At 60.9% G+C, this 18,458-nt stretch carries 17 protein-coding genes; 6 read left to right on the forward strand and 11 right to left on the reverse strand.

The genetic code is table 11. From position 1 onward, the window contains the following. The 4 genes from CLV78_RS24695 to CLV78_RS24335 form a co-directional block, all read right to left on the reverse strand. Window positions 1-140, reverse strand: a 140-nt coding sequence (locus tag CLV78_RS24695) for a ParB N-terminal domain-containing protein (RefSeq protein WP_483860573.1), incomplete at its 3' end; no start/stop codon positions are given. Window positions 141-622: 482 nt separating this feature from the next. Next, a complete protein-coding gene (locus tag CLV78_RS22975; RefSeq protein ID WP_106208423.1) occupies window positions 623-2,539 on the reverse strand; it encodes a DUF3604 domain-containing protein in 1,917 nt (638 codons plus the stop codon). Between the two features lie 57 nt (window positions 2,540-2,596). Further along, on the reverse strand, window positions 2,597-3,808 hold the full coding sequence (locus tag CLV78_RS22980) for a sulfatase-like hydrolase/transferase (protein WP_211301063.1): 1,212 nt from the start codon (window positions 3,806-3,808) through the stop codon (window positions 2,597-2,599). Next, window positions 3,805-4,005: a hypothetical protein gene (locus CLV78_RS24335; RefSeq protein WP_211301064.1), complete on the reverse strand. Its 201-nt coding sequence runs from the start codon at window positions 4,003-4,005 to the stop codon at window positions 3,805-3,807. Before CLV78_RS24335 ends, CLV78_RS22980 begins: the two co-directional genes overlap by 4 nt. A gap of 178 nt (window positions 4,006-4,183) precedes the next feature. Here CLV78_RS24335 and CLV78_RS22985 point away from each other — a divergent pair, with 178 nt between their 5' ends. Then, window positions 4,184-4,813, forward strand: a complete 630-nt coding sequence (locus CLV78_RS22985) for a TetR/AcrR family transcriptional regulator (protein ID WP_106208425.1) — start codon at window positions 4,184-4,186, stop codon at window positions 4,811-4,813. Between the two features lie 609 nt (window positions 4,814-5,422). Here the strand turns inward: CLV78_RS22985 and CLV78_RS22990 are convergent. Continuing rightward, window positions 5,423-6,229 carry a methyltransferase domain-containing protein gene (locus CLV78_RS22990; protein ID WP_158263650.1) on the reverse strand — a complete coding sequence of 269 codons (807 nt, stop codon included), beginning with the start codon at window positions 6,227-6,229 and terminating at the stop codon, window positions 5,423-5,425. Further along, a complete protein-coding gene (locus CLV78_RS22995) occupies window positions 6,222-6,572 on the reverse strand; it encodes an ArsR/SmtB family transcription factor (RefSeq protein WP_106208429.1) in 351 nt (116 codons plus the stop codon). The genes CLV78_RS22990 and CLV78_RS22995 overlap by 8 nt, the downstream gene beginning before the upstream one ends. 90 nt (window positions 6,573-6,662) lie before the next feature. Between CLV78_RS22995 and CLV78_RS23000 the strand changes: the two genes are divergently transcribed. Next, a complete protein-coding gene (locus CLV78_RS23000; protein WP_158263651.1) occupies window positions 6,663-7,385 on the forward strand; it encodes an aspartate/glutamate racemase family protein in 723 nt (240 codons plus the stop codon). A 483-nt stretch (window positions 7,386-7,868) separates the two neighbouring features. Here the strand turns inward: CLV78_RS23000 and CLV78_RS23005 are convergent, their stop codons facing one another. The 5 genes from CLV78_RS23005 to CLV78_RS23025 are packed head-to-tail and all read right to left on the reverse strand — an operon-like array spanning window position 7,869 to window position 13,223. After that, complete coding sequence (locus tag CLV78_RS23005) at window positions 7,869-8,828, reverse strand: carbohydrate kinase family protein (RefSeq protein WP_106208433.1); 960 nt, start codon at window positions 8,826-8,828, stop codon at window positions 7,869-7,871. Window positions 8,829-8,830: 2 nt separating this feature from the next. Beyond that, window positions 8,831-9,853 carry an SIS domain-containing protein gene (locus CLV78_RS23010; protein WP_106208435.1) on the reverse strand — a complete coding sequence of 341 codons (1,023 nt, stop codon included), beginning with the start codon at window positions 9,851-9,853 and terminating at the stop codon, window positions 8,831-8,833. Then, a complete protein-coding gene (locus CLV78_RS23015) occupies window positions 9,850-10,842 on the reverse strand; it encodes a 2-hydroxyacid dehydrogenase (protein ID WP_106208437.1) in 993 nt (330 codons plus the stop codon). Before CLV78_RS23015 ends, CLV78_RS23010 begins: the two co-directional genes overlap by 4 nt. Window positions 10,843-10,854: 12 nt before the next feature. Further along, window positions 10,855-11,913, reverse strand: a complete 1,059-nt coding sequence (locus CLV78_RS23020) for an ABC transporter ATP-binding protein (RefSeq protein ID WP_106208439.1) — start codon at window positions 11,911-11,913, stop codon at window positions 10,855-10,857. Next, window positions 11,913-13,223: a class II D-tagatose-bisphosphate aldolase non-catalytic subunit gene (locus CLV78_RS23025; RefSeq protein ID WP_106208441.1), complete on the reverse strand. Its 1,311-nt coding sequence runs from the start codon at window positions 13,221-13,223 to the stop codon at window positions 11,913-11,915. Before CLV78_RS23025 ends, CLV78_RS23020 begins: the two co-directional genes overlap by 1 nt. Window positions 13,224-13,365: 142 nt before the next feature. Between CLV78_RS23025 and CLV78_RS23030 the strand changes: the two genes are divergently transcribed. From CLV78_RS23030 to CLV78_RS23045, 4 genes are all read left to right on the forward strand, one after another. After that, the gene (locus tag CLV78_RS23030; RefSeq protein WP_106208443.1) at window positions 13,366-15,096 is read left to right on the forward strand and encodes an IlvD/Edd family dehydratase; all 1,731 of its coding nucleotides are present in this window, start codon (window positions 13,366-13,368) and stop codon (window positions 15,094-15,096) included. A 147-nt stretch (window positions 15,097-15,243) separates the two neighbouring features. Continuing rightward, window positions 15,244-16,515, forward strand: a complete 1,272-nt coding sequence (locus CLV78_RS23035) for an extracellular solute-binding protein (RefSeq protein ID WP_106208445.1) — start codon at window positions 15,244-15,246, stop codon at window positions 16,513-16,515. 85 nt (window positions 16,516-16,600) lie between these two features. Then, window positions 16,601-17,545, forward strand: coding sequence for a carbohydrate ABC transporter permease (locus CLV78_RS23040; RefSeq protein WP_245925271.1), 945 nt, complete (start codon window positions 16,601-16,603; stop codon window positions 17,543-17,545). Between the two features lie 12 nt (window positions 17,546-17,557). Then, entirely contained in the window at window positions 17,558-18,454 is an 897-nt protein-coding gene (locus tag CLV78_RS23045; RefSeq protein ID WP_106208447.1) for a carbohydrate ABC transporter permease, read from the forward strand. The last annotated feature ends 4 nt before the right edge of the window (window positions 18,455-18,458 follow it).

Here is an 18,458-nt window from a genome sequence, read left to right on the forward strand (position 1 = left end):
ACCGTCCAGCCGAACTTCGCCATGCTGGCCGCGATCTTCGCGACCTGGTCCTCGCCGTGCATCTTCGCGTTCCCGGCATAGGGGCGCAGCCGGTCAACCGGCCAGGTCTCGATCCGGTCGGGGGAGAATACCAGGTCCATTCGAGTGTCCGTTCAGCGTGGTTTCCGGGGTGGATTCCCCGGTGAAATCCACTGTCGCTGGCGATCTTCTGCGCTCAGCCCCCCCGCATACACATGCGTCCAGGAGGAACCTTCGGAGGGGGCTAACGCAGAACGCCCGGAGCGATGTTCACCGGACGTTCTCCTGCGATGGTTGATGCATGAGTCAAGAGGCGCAGCTCTGTCACTAGGTTAGTTCCGACCATTGCAGCCGTTGAGACAGCGTGCAGACAACGACGGCAAGGAGCCCAGACTTCCTGTTCCGACATACAATGACATCCGGCGCTTTGCCGGCCTTGCGCTCATTCTCTGCGGCGCAGGTTTTCTGCCGTGCCCACTGGAAAACCACCGACCTAGAACCGGACCGGACGTTCGCGGCACCTCGCACCAAGTGCAGTTCAGCCGACAACGCGGTCATTCGCTGCGCCTGTAGCTTTATCATATCCGAAATTCGGGTACGGCCGTCACTCGCCTGTGCTGTACCAGATTGGCGACGTATAGGCCCGGTCTTGCGTGGTTGCCGGGACGGTATCAGGCAAAGGAATATCAAAGAATGCCGCATCGTAGGTCGTCCAGCGCGGTTTCGGGATCTCGATGACCCGGACATAGTAGAACGCGTTCTCAGTCGGATCGAAATCCGGATCGGTCCAGATACCGTCGAGCGCGACGGCACCGATGGTGTTGGTGTAGGTCGCATTCTCGATATCAACGGTGTTGCCGACAGGCTCACGCGCGCGGCCGTCTTCGCCGATCACACGATCCCCCGACACCGCGATGTCAAAAACGCGCTCGAACGTTTCTCCGCTGGCATCGATCCAGCCCTTGATCACCTGCACTCGGTCGAGATTGGCGCCGTCAGGATCGCGCAGCGCCCGCACCATGATGCTGGGTGCGGCACCATCCGGAGCATTGGTCAGATCGCCACCCATCGGAACCCCGCGCGAATAACCTTCAGAGACAAAATCAGGAGCGCCGAGATCGGCCTCGGTAAAGTCCCAACCGCCAAAGATGCGCACGCGGATACGCGAGCCGGTGGTCGCATAGGCTTCCTTGCGCTTCAGTGCTCCGTGAACTTCACGGCGGGTGTTTTCACGAGCCCAGACTGCCGTAAGGCCTGCCGCCGATTCCTGTTCGGTCAGAATGCGCAGGGCCGGATCATCTGCCGGGATCACGTCAACCCCATGCCGTTTGGGCGATGGTTCGGTGTGCTGGTACTTACCGAAGTAGTTGTCCTCGCGCGTCGTCGGCAGTGCGGTATGGGAGTCGGTCGTGCCATAGAGCCCGAACTTGAATGGGTTCACGCCAATCTCACGCTCGACTTCGAGGCCAACCTTGAGCGCTGAACGGGCATACTCATACCGCAGCATCTCGGGTGTCTTGGGGACCGTTCCTGAGATATTTCCAACGTCCCAGCTTTCGAAATCCGCGAACTCGTCGTCCGGCGACAGCAGCGGATGCGTTTCCTCGTCGCCCTTGATTTGGGTCATCTCGTGCATTGGTTCCCACCGATTGCGCTTTGCTGCGTACTCGGCGTCCATCGGTGAACCATCGAACTTGGTCGGAGCGAACATCAGCCCGTTGGACACGTTGGCATTGTGCGGAACCGCGATGACGTTGCCGCCGGTCTGCGCCTCATATCCGGCAAGATAGTCCCAGAGCAGTTCGGGGTCGGCCCCATCGAAGAAGCTGAAAGGACGAGTTTGGGACGTGCGCTCGGCGCCATCACCAAAGACGATAACACGGTGCAGGTTGTCGCCCTGCGGTGTGAAAGTCCATTCGAAGCCGGAGAGCGCCGTGAACGTACCGGGATCGTTGTAGAGATCCACGGTTTCGACGATGTCGAGCCAGATATCTCCGTCAAGGTCCAGCCCCGCTGTCGGATCCCGACCTTCGACCGTGCCAATCTGAATGATCTCGCCAAAGGCTTTCATGCGGCCTTCTTGTCCGGAGTTAAACAAATCGTGGATCCGACGGCCCCATTCGTCCCCAAGCAGGCGCGGGTCAGAGCCACGAACGGCGGTGGCAATCCCCAGCATCTCGGCGTGTTCGGTGATGGCGAGGAAGTCGAGCGGGCGGACGAGTTGCACCGGCTGGCCGGTATTGGAAAGGATCTTTTCGCCTCGCGCGACGCGGAAGGCATCGTGCATGGTCAGGTTCGTCCCGATAAGGCCAGCGTCGAAGGAAATCTCGGTATGAAAATGCAGATCACCAAAGAGTACCTGGTCCGGATAGGCACGACCGGCAAACGGCGAATAGACGTCTGACCTGTCCACAGTCTCCGGAGAGACATTGCCCTCAAACGCGGCCGCGCTGGACGCTATCATGCCTATGCAAAGCCCGATGGCGGATGTCGTGTATGTCAATGACCTTGGCTTCAGCATCATCTTCCTCCCGTGATAAATGCTTGCAACTGTCGACTTCCGGGAGCCGAGGCTCCCCTAGTTCTGCGGCGTCCATGGTTCCGGGGCACCAAAAGGAACTGGTGGTTCCATGACCAGGGATTGCTGGAACTTGACGATCTCCCCGAAGACCGGCGGGAAGACCCACGAGGCCGCGAAGCCCTGTGGTACGAGATCGAACTCTTCCTTCGGGTCCGTGATCAGGTTGTAAATCTGCGGCACGTTGAGCGTCTGGGGCGGGTGTAGGGCATGCCTTTGCTCGATTAGATGGACTTTCCAGTTCCGCCATTTGTACGCAAACATGTCATCGCCATTGTATGCCGGAAATCCTTCTCTCGCCGATGCCTCGGTTTGGCCGGTCAGGTGGGGAAGTTGATCGACACCATCGATGATGCGGTCCTGTGGAACGTCGAGTCCTGCGGCAGTCGCCAGTGTGGGCAACAGATCAACGGTGTGAATGATCTCATTGCTCTTTGACCCAGCTTCGATTTGCCCGGGCCAGCGCATGAGGAAGGGCACGCGCAGAGAGCCTTCCATCGCTGTGAAATAGTGCCCGCTCCAGTACCCGGAGGTGCCGTACCAAGGCTCGACCACTTCAGGTCCATTGTCGCTTGTCCAGATCACGATGGTGTTGTCGCGTATGCCCAGGTCATCAATGGCATCAAGTATGCGCCCGGCTTGGTGGTCGATTTCGACATGCACGTCCGCATACGGGCCGTGCCCGGTCACGCCGTCAAATTCCGGATGCGGCAGCGACGGCAGGTGTGGTTGCGTATAGGGGATGAAGTTGAAGAAGGGTTTGCCTACTTCGACTTGACGGCCCATGAAGTCGATCGCTTTTTCGGTGAGCTCCGTATCGATCAGCCGCCGGGTTTCCAGATCGAAGGGCTTGACCTCGTTGATCTCGCCGTCGCGGACAGATTGCTGGATATGCGGGACCGGCAGGATGCTCTGGTCAAATCCGATCTGGGTCGAGTATTCGGACTCATCTGTCGTGTTGAGGATGCCGTAGAACTCATCGAAACCCTGGTCGGTCGGGAAGCGTCCCGGGATGTCACCCAGATGCCATTTTCCAAACATCGCAGTTGCGTAGCCTGCATCCGAGAACATTTCGGCCAGGGTTTTCTCCCAGTTTGTCAGGCCGTACGGGACACCCCACACCACCTGAGTGGTCCCGGATCTTATGGGATGACGGCCACTCATGAAGGCGGACCTGCTCGGCACGCATTGCGGCTCGACATTGAAATTCAAAACTGCATCCCTTCGGCTGCGAGCTCGTCCAGACGTGGCGTGGGTGCACCGCGAAGTACACCGCCACCATGGACACCGAGTTCCCCCCAACCGGTGTTGTCGACCATCATCACGACGACGTTGGGCCGCTCTGACTGCGCGAAGGCAACAGAGGCGCCGATGGTCATCAGCAGTGTTGCAAGAAGTGGTAGTTTCATCCCCGGCATTTTTCCCTCCCTGGACCGCCGCATCCCTGATGCTTGTACAGTTTCTAAATTGGGTCAATTGACCTATTTGGGTCCAAACATCTTTTTCAGACTGACAGACCGATTGCGGTGCGGCGTCACAAGGGTGGTGAATGGGCAATAGCGTCCAAAGTTACACTTCCCCAGGGTAGTGGAACTGCTCCAGCACTACATCTCCCGACGGCCGGTTGCCCTGTCATCTTCCGGCATGCCTCACGGTGCCCGGACCGAACGCAGGATTCTCGACGCGGCCTATACGCTCTTTGTCACAGCGCCGGCTGACGAGTTTACGATGCGCAATTTGGCTCGCGTTTTGGACATCCGGATGGGAAACCTGACGTATCACTACAAAACCAAATCTGACCTGGTCGAGGCTCTGGTTCGGGATCGCATGGCGACCTATTCCGGAGACATCCTGGACTTACTTCAGATCACGGGTACCTCGCCGCAGGATGCGCTGAACAAGACAATCGCCTATCTTGTCCGGGACTTGCACAATCCTGAAATTGCGTTTTTTCCGCAGCTTTGGGCCCGGGCGCTGCACGATCCTGTCGCCGAAGGGATGATGGATGAAATCCACGAGATTGAACGTCAATTCATCGCTGGTCTGGTGCGCGCCACTCGGCCGGATTGGGGCCGGCACAGGTGTGACGCTTTGGCATGGCACATCACAGCTTCAATCGAATGGTTAACCATTTTCATCGGGCAGAACCGCAGATCGGGAGGAATCGACGTAGCTCCAGAAGAAGAAATTGTCAGCAACCTTTACAAAACCGTGTGAAGGCGCAGCTGCTGTTGATCAGCCCCACATAGTGCTCTGGGCTACCGCCCTCCGGCCCCGGAAACCATCGTCCAGATGGACCGAAGGCCAGTCATGCACCAACAATCAGATTGGACCACTCAAGTGGGGCTGATCAGGACCATGACGAAGACGCGCCGGTTTCGGCCTCGCGAAGCTGGGCCGACCTGGTAGAGGCACAGCGTAGCTGCCAACGTCGTCCTCGCCGCCCCAAGCTGGTCCAAAGGTGTAAGGAGTTTTCGTGCGGATCGCCGCTGACGCGGGCTAGACCATGTCGTAAATCCCTAATCAGTTGTTGGGGCGCGTAAAGACAACGCTGCCACTAGATTGGTGGCCCGAGGTTGTTGCCGTTCGTTGGCTTGATGACTTGCGGGACGCTCGCCGGGCGCGACCGTGCGGTATGTCAACAAGTGGACGTAATCCTAAATCCAGTACTACGCAGGATGCAGCCAAAAAGCAGAATCGCTAGGTCAGCCTCGTCCGCTCGCCCGACATTTCTTCAAACGCGCCGCATGGCGGCCCTAGGTCCATTCTGGGGATTTCTGGCCATGGGCGAAAGGCACATTCTTGAAGGTGTAGTCCTTGCAGCCCTCAGGCTTCAGGCTTGCGAGCAACGGCACTGATGAACAGAATTGCTCCGTAGAAAGCGCCCACGCGTGCCCGGCGTTCTGCTTCGGCTTTAAATCCCTCTGCCATAGACGCTCCGAACTCACCCTCGGCATGTCCTGCATCTATCCCTCGAGCCAACAGCGACAGAAGGTAGTCCGGCTTGGACGTTTGAACAAAACCATGGGCTCGCGTTTGTGGCGGCTCGAAGCCGGCGTCCTTCATCAGTCCTGGCAGGCGCCTCATTATGTAGAGGTCGTGAATGAAGTTTCGCTGCGCTGCGACCATTGCGGCCTGCAGCGGATCGCCTTCAAAAAGAGCTACGGTATTCGTTGCATAGTCGCCATCGAAGACCGCAAGCGTCCCGCCCGGTTTCAGTACCCGAAACGCTTCCCGCAGCGCGCCCAACGGGTCGGGCAGGTGAGAATAGACCGTGTGCGCCACAACGATATCAAAACGCCCGTCCGCCTGCGCTGTCGAGATGGCATCACCGGATTTGAAACTGACCTCCGGCTGCTTTCTGAAGCGCTCGCGCGCCCGGTCCAACAACCCGTCGGCGGGATCGATACCCAGCAAGTTTCCCGGACACATCGCCTTGAGAAGCATCTCAGTACTTGCTCCGTTGCCACACCCGATTTCCAGGACGTCTTTGCCGGGTTTGGGAAGGCGCCCCATGTAATCAGCGCAAATTTCCTGCATGTTTGGATCGTTGATCCGGTCATCCATTGACGTTGCAATAGCGTCCAGCACTGCGTCGGGTTGGTCGGCGATGCTCAGATATAGATCACTCATCTCCTGGCTCCTTGATAGTGGTCGATGCATCAACCAACCCCAGAAGGTCATGCAGCACACCCAGAAGCGGATCGGCCTCCAACTTGTAAAACACCCAATTCTTGATCTTCTTCGAGGTCACCAATCCCGCGTCTGAGAGGATTCGCATATGTTCTGTGACCGCTGGTTGGCTAATCCCCATCTTTTTTGTGATGAAGCCCACGCAGACACCGTCGGTGACCAGGTCGCCGTCCCGTTGCGGTGGAAAATGCGCTCTTGGGTTCGCCAGCCAACTGACAATCGTCAGGCGGCGGGGGTTCGAAATTGCTCGTAGAATGCACGAAGCTGACTCGATCCGGTTCAAAACTCAAGGCTTCCCCTATATAGGAATATGCCTATATATTTCGATTGGCGTTGGCAAGGCCAAGGCAATTGGCGACGAACTGGGGTCAGAATGGCGGCAAAGATTGGCATTGTCGGAGGGGTCGGCTGGCCCGGTACAATCGCCTACTATGAATCGCTCTGCCGCCAAGCGCGCCCTTTGGGTTCTCTCGGAAGCCCTCACATTTCGATCGAGTCACTGGATATGGCTTGTACGATCGCTGCCCGAGGCCATCCTGGTGACGAACGCAGCTGGCGAACCTTCGACAGGATATTTGTCGATGCCCTGAACCGCCTCGCCCAAGCAGGTTGCGATCTGGCAGCGATTGCCAGCGTGACACCTCATTCGCGGATAGCATCTATCGCCGCAGAATCTCCGATTCCCCTGGTCAATATCGTCGATGCTGTGGCACGACAGCTGGCAATCGAAATGCCAGAAACAGTCCTCGTGCTTGGAACCGGCGTTACGATGCGAAGCACGATCTTTGACACGGTCATTCAAGCGACAGGATGCACCAGAATTGCGACCACTGAGCAGCAGTTGACTGAGTTCTCCAACCTGCTGGAGAAATACTTCTACCAGAACCGTGGTGCAGAGGGGCGCACAGAGTTGTTGCGTTTTGTTCGGTCATTGACAAGTGAATGTGGACCGACCTTGACGATACTCGCGTGCACCGACCTAACACCTGCCTTTCCTGAAATTGGCGAAACGGCCTTGTTCGCCGCTGGGGGCATTCGTTTTCTGGATGCCACTCACGCACATGTTGGCGCAATTCTGGATGCTGCAAACGCCTAGGCGCATGCCAATGGCTCGAACCACATAAAGCTCGGCACTGGACGATGCTGCTGAACGCTGACCGTTCTTGACGTGTGCACACGCCAGAAATTGGCTGTGGCAGCGCGGACCTGGATGGGGTCGGAAGTCTTTTTCGGGCTGTTTCGCCGGAATGGCAAACCCGAGCCTGTCCAAAGCGACTTGCGAACGGATTGCGCCGTGGGTTCGAGTGTCGGTGGGCGGCGGCCCAGAGTGTGCGTCGACGGTCGCACAAGGTTGGCTCCAGCAGGGTCGCTTCGGGCCAACTCGGATCTGTCCCGGGTGCTCTGTGGGAGTGGTTTCAGCGAAAGATCCAATGGCATATCGCGCGGGGAGATCCTGAATGCCGAATAGCTCACAACCACCAATCACGTTCAGATCGTCACGGCTGCAAGCTCAGTCATTTCAATCTCATAGGCCCGCACCAGACCCTCAGCACGGTGCCACCAGTCCCGGAAGCGTTGTTCAGACGCGGTCTATGGAAAGGTCGGTGGCCATCGTGGCATGTGCATCTGCGAGGGACGTTAGCCCGCCAGTTCCGCCCGAAGCCGTGGCGGCGACGGCCCCGCAGGCGTTTCCGAGCGCCAACCGGTCCGACAGCGTCGCGCCACCGAGGCGTGCCTTCAGATATCCCGCGTTGAAAGCATCGCCCGCGCCGGTCGTGTCCACGACGGAGATGGCGAAGCCCGGGTGTGACTGGCGCTCGCCGTCTATCGAGCTTGCGATCGAGCCTGCGCCTCCACGTTTCAAGGCGATTTCCGCGGCCCCGTGACCGTGGAGGATGTCCAGCCCATCGTTGATATCGGAAGTTCTAGTGACACCCTGGAGCTCGACAAGATTGGGGAAGATCACATCGGTCTTTGGCAGCACTGCAGACAGTTCTTCGAGATCCCACCTGCCGCTGGTATCCCAGCCCAGATCAAGCGAGGTTGTGCATCCATTTCTCCTCGCTTCGGCGAACAGGGTTGGCAGCGCCGGACGAAGGCCATCCTGAAGGAAGTAGGAGCCGACATGGATATGCCGGGCGCTGGCCAGTTGCGAAGTGTCGATATCCTGCGGGCCAAACACCGCCATCGTGCCGGCCCGGGTCAGCAGCATGCGGTCATGGGCATAGGAAATGGACACCGTGATGCCGGTGGCGTGATCCTTGCTGATCCGCACGCCACCAGTATCAACCCCTTCGCGCTCCAGCGCCGCCGTGCAGAAGCGACCGTGATCGTCGTCTCCCACAAGACCGGCAAAGGCGGTTCTCAGCCCGAGACGCTGCATCAACACGCAGGCGATGGCGGTGGAACTCCCGAGCGTCAGCACCTCGTCGGTGAAGGTCTGCTCGGTGCCAAGTACCGGACCCTCGGCGGCGATACCGGACAGGACGAGGTCCGGGTTCAGCTCGCCAATGGCCAGAACATCGAAGGGGCGCGCCATGATCAGAACACCACGACCTTGGAGAGGTTGGTGGGGGCGTTCGGCTCGCAGCCGAGCCGCATGGCGGTCGCGAAGGCGAAGATCTGCGCTGGAAGGATACTCAGCGCGGCTGCCTGTCCGGCCGAAAGCACGCCGCTACCCGCTACTGTCAGGTCGGCGACATCCGCATAGGCCGCCGCGTCCTGTCCGACGACGATCACTGCCGCACCGAGATCCTTGACGTCGCGCGCCAGCGACAGGCCATGCTCACGATCGCTAAGGGCGAAGATCACCACCGCCGTCTTGTCGTCGGCACAGGCCTTGGGGCCGTGGCGATAGTCGAGGCTGTGATAGGCCTCGCTGGTGGAGATCGACATTTCCTGGATCTTCAGTGCCGCTTCCAGAGCCAGCGGGTAGTCGGGGCCGGAGGCAAGGAAGACGAAGCGATTGAACTCACGCGCGTTTGCGGCTTTCGTGATCGCGTCGGCCTGATTGGCGAGAAGCGCGGCGCCTTGCTCGGGCAACTGGGCGAGGGCCTTGTGATCTTCCGCAGTGCCCGACAACCATTGCACGGCCACCAGCATCGACGTGAAGCTGCGCAGCATGACCAGCCCGTCTTCGTAGCCTTCGGGCAGATGCAAGCCATGGTCGCTGACCCGCAGCAGGTCCGACCCTTCGGTGCAGCTGACGCCCAGAGTGACGAAACCGGCGTCGCTCAGTTTCTTCTCGGCGAGGATCAACTCGCTGGACTTGCCGGAGCGGGACAGGCCGATGGCCAGCCGCCGTGTGTCGCTCTCCCGTGTTTCCCACGGATCAAGCAGAACTTCGCAGGACGGCACCGCGCGGGCGGCACGGCCACGCCGACGCATCCAGTCGGCAAGCGCCAGCGCAAGGTAATAGGACGTGCCCGAGCCAAGCAGCAGGATTTCGTCGAAATCGTCCAACGAGACGGGAAGCTTAAGCGCGCCGGATAGCAGACGTGCGATCAGCGCCCTCTGGGCGTCTGGCTGGGATGTGAGTTCGCTCCAGGTGACTTCGCCACTCATTGCGGGGCTCCAATCGTATTAGGGAGGGGGGTATTCATGGGATTCAGCGGCGGCTTGCCGTCCAGAACGGCCAGCGCATTGCGCACGGCCGTCACGGCGGCATCGGACATCGCACCGTGGGTCAGCCCGGCCAGATGCGGCGTCAGAACGGTGTTTTCCAGCGCAAACAGCGGGCTTTCGGCCAGCGGTTCGGTTTCAAACACATCGAGCGCAGCCCCCGCGATGCGGTTTTCGGCCAAGGCTTGGGTCAACGCGGCTTCGTCCACCAACTCGCCACGAGCGATGTTGACGAAAAAGGCCGAAGGTTTCATGCGTGCGATCTGCTCTGCGCCAATCATCCCGCGGGTTGACGGGTTCAGCGAAGCATAGAGGCTGACAACATCGGCACGGGCCATCACGTCATCGAGCGGCAGGTATTCGATGCCAAGCTCCGCACCAATCCCGGGATCGGGTGTGCGGGTGTGGCAGAGGATCTTCATCCCGAACGCATGCGCCCGGCGCGCGGCGGCGCGGCCGATCTGGCCGAGGCCGACCATGCCGAAGGTCGCTCCATAGAGGTCCATGCTGCCACCGACGGCGGCGGCCCAACGTCCGGCGCGGATCTCCTGATCGCCTTTGCGGATCTGCCGGGTGATGGCGATCATCAGGCCGATTGAGAATTCCGCGCATTGCTCTGCGTTGACGCCGCGCACGTTGGTGACGGCGATACCGCGCTCGGCTGCGGCGTTGAGGTCGATATTGTCCGTTCCGGATGTGTGCAGGGCAATCACGCGGGCGTTTCGCGCCAGCGCAAGCGCCTCGGCATCCGTTTCCATCACGCGGCCCATGACGATGGCATCCGCCTCGGCCAGCGCTGTGTTCCCTTCGGCGGCAAGCGTCCGGAACGGCACCAGGTCGTCGACGAAGCTGAGCGCGTGTCCGGAGGTCTCAAGTGCCTCCATCGCCTTGGGCAGATCGCGCAGGGAATCGGAAATCACAAGGATCTTCATTGCGTGTCAGCCTCAGTTGACCCGGCGCCCGTCGGCGCCGAAGAAATGCCCGTGTGTCAGGTCAGGTGTCAGCCAGACATCGTCGCCGGCCTTGAGCGACAACCGCTCCTTGGTGACGATCGTGATCTCCTGCCCGTTTTTATCGGCGAAGAGCATGGTTTCGGACCCCGTGGCCTCCAGCGATACGACCTTGGCGGGGAACGCCCCCTCCGACGGCGTCGCAGCGGCAATGACCGCATCCGGGCGCAGACCCATCGTCATCTCGCTTTCACCGGCGACTCCTTGCGGAAGCGGGGCTGCAAAATCCTCGAAGATGCGGATCGTGCCGTCGGCGGCATCGCCGGTGAACATGTTCATCGCGGGCGAGCCGATGAAGGTCGCGACGAATGTGTTGGCTGGCGTGTCGTAGAGTTCGAGCGGTGCGCCGACCTGCTCCACGATCCCGGCGCGCAGGACAACGATCTTGTCGGCCATGGTCATGGCCTCGATCTGGTCGTGGGTGACATAGATCGAAGTGGCGGACAGCCGTTGCTGGAGGTCGCGGATCTCGGAGCGCATCTTGACCCGAAGCGCTGCATCGAGGTTCGATAGCGGTTCGTCGAACAGAAACACTTTCGGATTGCGCACAATGGCCCGTCCGGTGGCGACACGCTGACGCTGGCCGCCGGAAAGCTCCTTGGGATAGCGGTCGAGGTACTCCATCAGGCCAAGCGGTTCCGCGGCGGCTTCGACCTGTTTGCGAATCTCGGCCTTGGAGATCTTCGCAAGGCGCAGGGCAAACCCCATGTTCTCGGCCACGGTCATATGCGGGTACAGCGCGTAGTTCTGGAACACCATGGCGATGTCCCTGTCCTTTGGCGGGACATGGTTGATGCGCCGGTTGTCGATCGCCACGTCGCCCGAAGTCACCTCTTCAAGCCCGGCAATCATCCGCAGCAAGGTGGACTTGCCGCAGCCGGACGGCCCGACAAGGATCACGAATTCGCCGTCCTCGATGTCAACGGAGACGCCCTTGATGACATCGACGGAGCCGAAGGATTTTGTCACGTCTCTGAGCTTTACAGTCGCCATTACTGGGTTCCCTCCGGGTCATGTCGTGTCGAGGCTTGGAAATACGGGGTGAGCGCGCGGCGGATATGGGCAATCGCCACGTCCGGAACGGTCGGGGCTAGGTGCCCGCGCGAGATTGCATCGGCATCCTCGGGCAGGAACTGGCCGACCAGCGGGAGCGGCCATATCCGCATGGCGAGGTTGGCCTCAAGCCGTTGTACGGCCGCGTCGACTTCCGGCACCGTCCAGTAGTACCGAAGACGGTCCGACCAGCTGAAATGGCGCAGCCAGGCCTGCGTAGCGGCCTCTCCGCCGTAGTGGCTCTCCCAATACACCGGGTTTGCCAGCATCGCCGCTTCCATCGCCGCCCGCAGGCCGGAGCGATTTGCCGCCGGCGTGATCTCCGCTTCGATCAGCTCCAGCGCATAGAGCGCCTCTCGCAGGGCGAATGTGGCGGCGGGGCCGACCTTGAGGATGGCGAAATGCCCGGCAACAAGCGCCTTGTAGGCTTCGGGCAGTTGATAGTCGGTCGAATGCGCTTCGTAGACCAGCCCGCCGAGCCCGGCCGCCGCATCGGTCAACCCGCGCGCCTTTTCAGGCGCGAAATGCTCCATCGTGTCGTTGCCGAAATCCAGACCCGGCTGCACGACGATTCCAGCCACGCGTTGGAACGCCTCTGACAGCCCGGCAGTGGCGAAGGCATCGGCGTGGGTCTGCCATGTTGCGCTTGCCGCTTCGGGCGTGGTGGGCACGATCTCGTGCCCTTCTCCCATGCCGCCGGGCGCGGGCACCTCGGTACCGATCACGTAAAAGGGCTTCGACTGTCCGTTTGCAGCCTCAGCCGCCGCGCAGAGCCGCGCGGCACGGTCCGCGATTGTCTGTTCGGGAAGGATCTCGGGATCGTCCCCACAGCGCATCGAGCAATCGAGGTGGATCTTGGCAAAGCCTGCCTCGACATAAAGCGCAACCATCGCTTCGGCCCGCGCCATCGCCTCTTCGGCGGGCAACGCCTTCCAGGGCTGTGGGCCAAGATGATCGCCACCGAGGAGCAACCGGCCTTCCGGCAAGTCTGCATCGCGCGCGGCGGCGCGTGCACGGTCCGCGAAATCCGCCGGCTTCATGCCGGTGTAGCCGCCCTCCTGGTTGACCTGATTGCAGGTCGCCTCGATCAGCGCCACCTGGCCGTGGTCGCGCGCGAGTTCTGCCGATGCCCGCAGGACAAGCGGATGTGCACTGCACACACTGGTCAGGGCCTGCGGTTCGCCGGAGAGATTGCGTTGCAACACCTTGAGTGCGGCCGAGGGTGCGTCGTGTCGAGAAGCCTTGGTCATTTGAAGCGGGTCCGCCTTGTTGTCCAGAATACCTTATCCAAAAGCAATCAAAAGTAAACACCAGTGTGAACGGTTATGCTTGTTTTTTGTTCGGAGCGGTGACAGGATTGCGCAACGACACCGCAATCCGGGGGACAGACCCATGCCCGACAGCCCAAAGACCCGACGCTCTGAAATTTGGTACGGAGGTCGCGGGAAATCCGCCTTCATGCATCGCAGCTGGATGAAGAACCAGGGCATGCCGGAGGACAGCTTCGATGGGCGTCCGGTGATCGGGATCTGCAACACCTGGTCGGAGCTGACCCCCTGCAACGCACACTTTCGCGATCTTGCCGAACGCATCAAGCGCGGCGTGTTCGAGGCCGGGGGCTTTCCGGTGGAGTTTCCGGTTCTGTCAGTGAGCGAATCCCAGTTCCGGCCTACCGCGATGCTGTTCCGCAATCTGGCCGCGATGGATGTGGAAGAGACGATTCGTGCCGCGCCGCTGGACGGCGTGGTGCTGATGGTTGGTTGTGACAAGACCACCCCGTCGCTGATGATGGGCGCGGCCAGCTGTGACCTGCCGACGATCGTCGTCTCTGGCGGGCCGATGCTGAACGGTCGCCTGCGGGGTGATCAGATCGGGTCGGGAACGGCCGTCTGGCAATTGCACGAAGACTACAAGGCAGGGCGGATCAGCGATGACGTGATGGACGAGGCCGAACAGGGCCAGTCGCGCTCACCCGGTTTCTGCATGACGATGGGCACGGCCTCGACAATGGCGAGCCTTGTCGAGGCGCTCGGCGCCGCCCTGCCTGAAAACGCCGCCATCCCAGCGGTGGATTCCCGCCGCAACAAGTTGGCGCAGCATTCGGGACGGCGGATCGTAGAGATGGTGGAGCAGGATCTGCGCATGTCGAAGATTCTGACCCGCGAGGCTTTCGAGAATGCCATCCGTGCCAATGGCGCCATTGGCGGGTCGACCAATGCCGTGATCCACCTGATCGCGCTGGCCCGCCGCATTGGCGTCGATCTCAGCCTTGAGGATTGGGACAAGCTTGGTCGCGATATTCCCGCCGTGGTGGACCTTATGCCATCCGGTCGTTTCCTGATGGAGGACTTCTATTATGCCGGCGGCCTGCCGGTTGTCCTGCGGATGCTCGGCGAGCAGGGCTTACTGAACCGCGACGCGCTGACGGTGAATGGGCGCAGCCTGTGGGACAACGTCAAAGACGCAGAATGCTACAACCGGGAGGTCATCCGCCCGTGGGATGCGCCGCTGGCCGCGCAGGGGGGAATCGCGGTTTTGCGTGGCAACCTCGCGCCGCGTGGAGCGGTCTTGAAGCCGTCGGCTGCTTCTCCCGAATTGTTCACTCATCGCGGCCGTGCCGTCGTCTTTGACACGATCGAAGACTACCATGCCCGCATCAACGACCCCGATCTCGAGATCGACGCAAGCTCGATCATGGTGCTGCGCAACTGCGGCCCCAAGGGCTACCCGGGCATGGCGGAGGTCGGCAACATGGGCCTTCCGCCCAAGCTGCTCGAACAGGGCGTGCGCGACATGGTGCGGATCTCTGACGCGCGCATGTCCGGCACAGCCTACGGCACCGTCGTTTTGCATATCGCGCCGGAAGCGGCGGATGGCGGCCCGCTGGGGTTGGTCCGCGAGGGCGACATGATCGAGCTGGATGTCGCCGAACGCCGGTTGCATCTGGACGTCTCCGACGAGGAGCTTGAGCGCCGCCGTGTGGAATGGAGCGCGCCGGACATGCCGGAGGTCAGCACATGGCGCCGGATCTATCGCCAGCACGTCACCCAGGCGGATGAGGGCTGCGACCTCGATTTGCACCCCGGGCGACACGACCTGGAGGTTCCGCGGCCGAGCCACTGAAACGCGCTCGGAAAAATCGCTCAAAATCGATCAAACAAATGTTGATTTGTGACCGTTGCGTGCTACACTGACGTCAGGATCCAGGAATCTCACGACCGCATCCAAACCGGGCCGAAGGGCCCGGGGACCATTCAAGGGAGAACCAGCATGACCACTACCTCGCATCGTCGGACGGCGCTTGTCGCGGCGCTTCTTGCCAGCAGCGCACTGGCCGCACCGGCGCAGGCGGCTGACAAGACGATCACCATCGCCACGCATTACAATCAGGAACAGATGGCGCCGCTTCTGGCCTGCTTCGACCAGTATGAAGCCGAGAACCCTGGCACCGAGATCGTCTTTCAGCAGGCCAGCTATCGCGACTTCCTGCAAACGATCATGACGGCCCGCGTGGGCGGTACCTCCCCGGACATCTACAACATCTACTCGATCTGGGCGCCGCAGCTGGCCGATGCCGGTACGCTGGCAGAGCCGCCCGCCGACATCGCCGAGTTCGTAAACGCCAACTACGGCGAAGGCACCGTGGGCGCGGCGACGATCAATGGCACGCTCTATGGCATTCCGACCGAGCTTTCGGTTTACCAGCTGTTCTACAACAAGAAAATCCTGGCTGAGGCTGGCTATGACGCACCGCCCGCCACATGGGACGAACTGGCCGAAATTGCCGCAAAGGTCACCAAGAAGAACGATCAGGGCAACATCACCGTCGCCGGCTATACCTACGGTCCGTCGGTCGCCAATGCCGTGCATGTCTTCTACAGCCAGATGTTCGCCGCCGGCGTTGCCCCCTATTCGGACGATTTCCGCAAGACGAACTTCCTCGACCCGGAAGCGATCAGGATCGTCGAGCGTCAGGGCAAGCTCTTTGCCGACGGCTCGACCTCAAACTCCGTGACCACCGACGACTTCGCGGCCAACGGCGCGGCGATGGCGATCATGGCCAACTGGCAGAAATCGTCGATGATGGACGCCTTCGGCGACGAATTCGAAAACACTGTCGGCATCGCGCCCATCCCGCATGATGGCGGCGATCCGGGCACGATGCTCTATTCCTTCTTCTGGGCCGTGGACTCCGCCTCCAAGCATCCGGAAGAAAGCTGGGCGCTTTTGGAGTGGCTCAACAGCCAGCGTGACGGCGGGCTTTCCTGTACCGGCCAGATGCTGAACGACCTCGGTGCGCTGACCGGCAACCTGGGCGACCTCGAAGCCATGGAGACCGACGACAGCTTCACCAAGCCCTTCGTGGACGCCATCGAATCCGGCGCGGCCAAGAGCCAGCCGAACATCTGGCAGGCCTCCGAGAACGACCGCATCCTGCGCAGCTACATCGAGAAGGTCTGGGCCGGACAGATGTCGGCCGAAGATGCCCTGTCCGCCGCGGATGCCGAAGTGACCGCAATCCTCGCCGAACAGGATTACTGATCCTCCCGGATGCCCGGATCCCTGCCGGGCACACCCACCGGGGCCGGACCGCAAGGCCCGGCCCCGCTATACAGGAGAGCAGAACGTGACAGATCAATCCGCCCCCCTCCCGAGAGACGAGTTTTTCGACGATGCCGAACCGCTGACGCTGGGCCAGCGCATCTCCTCAAAGGCGGTCGCACCCTGGCTCTTCCTGTCACCGATGCTGGCCTTCGGCGTGATCTTCTTCATCCTGCCGATCCTGTTCGCCGCCTATATCAGCCTGACCAAGTGGAACAGCCTGACGTCGCCGCGCTTCATCGGCCTGAAGAATTATGAGTACCTGCTGACGGTGGACCCGAAGTTCTGGGACACCTTCTGGAACACGATCTATTTCGCCGCCGGAACGCTGACCATCGGCATCCCGCTGGCGCTCGTTCTGGCCTATGCCTTCACCCGCGCTTACGGGCAGGCTTTCTGGCGTTCGATCTACTGGCTGCCGATGATCACCAACGTGGTGGCCGTCGCCTACATCTGGAAATTCCTGCTCGATGACAGCTTCGGGCTGGTCAACATGGCGCTCGGCAAGCTCGGCTTGCCCGGGCCGGGATGGCTGACCGATCCGAACTTTGCCATGCTCTCGGTGATCCTGGTGTTTGTCTGGATGCAGCTTGGCCACAACATGCTGCTGTTCTCCGCCGGCCTCGCCAATATCGATGAGAGCTACTACGAGGCCGCGCGCCTTGACGGTGCCGGCGAAACCCAGCTTTTCCTGCGCATCACCGTGCCGCTGCTGAAACCCACGATCCTCTTCGTGCTGATCACCAACTTCATCACCGGGCTGAGTTATTTCACCCTGATGCTGGTGCTGACCGAGGGCGGGCCAGTCGGTTCGACCAATGTCACGGCGCTCTACATGTACAAGATGGCCTTCGAGGACCTGCGCATGGGGCGCGCCTCTGCCGTCGCCTATATCCTCTTCGCCTTCATCCTCGTCGTCACCCTGATCCAGCTGCGCATCTTCCGTCGCGGCGGGGTCGAGGCTCACTGAAGGAATCCTGTCATGGCAATCGTACAATCCCGCAGTCGTTCCGCCATCGCCTGGCAGATCACGAAGTATTCGCTGCTGAGCATTGGCGCCATCATCATGGTCGTGCCCTTCATCGACATGTTTCTGGGCGCCCTGCGCACCCCTGCCGAACGGCTCGCCCGTCCGCCGGTCTACTGGCCGCAGGACCCGCAATGGATCAACTTCAAGCGGGTGTTCACCGAGACGCCGGCGCTGATCTGGTTCAAGAACTCGATCTTCATCACCTTGTCGGTGACCTTCATCCAGCTTCTGACCAGTTCGATGGCGGGCTATGCACTGGCAAAGTACAAGTTCCGGGGCTCCAACCTGCTGTTCCGTGGCGTGCTGGGCGCGCAGATGTTCCCCTTCTTCCTGTTCATCATCCCCATCTTCTTCATCCTGCGGTACTTCCCGCTGGCAGGCGGCAACTCTCTGTTCGGGCAGGGCGGCTCGGGCTTCCTGAACACCTATGTCGCCATCATCCTGCCCTTTGCGATCACCTGGTACGGCATCTTCCTGATGCGGCAGTTCTTCATGGGGGTGCCGGATGAACTTCTGGATGCGGCCCGCCTCGATGGTGCGGGAGAGTTCAAGATCTTCTTCATCATCGTGCTGCCGCTTGTGCTGCCGGGGCTGGCGACGCTGGGGATCTTCGTCTTCGTCTACCAGTGGAACGAGGTGATCTGGACCATGACCGTCACCCGAACCGCGCCGGATTTGCAAACCCTGCCCGTGGGGATCTACCTGCTGCGCGGCGCCTTTACCGAGGAAGCGACGCAATCGCTGCAACAGGCGGCTGTCGCGGTGTCGATCATCCCGGTCATGGTGGCCTTCCTTCTGCTGCAACGTTTCTATGTCCGCGGTCTGACCGCCGGATCCGTCAAGGGATAACGAC

The sequence above is a fragment of the Aliiruegeria haliotis genome (assembly GCF_003003255.1).
GTDB lineage: Bacteria > Pseudomonadota > Alphaproteobacteria > Rhodobacterales > Rhodobacteraceae > Tropicimonas > Tropicimonas haliotis.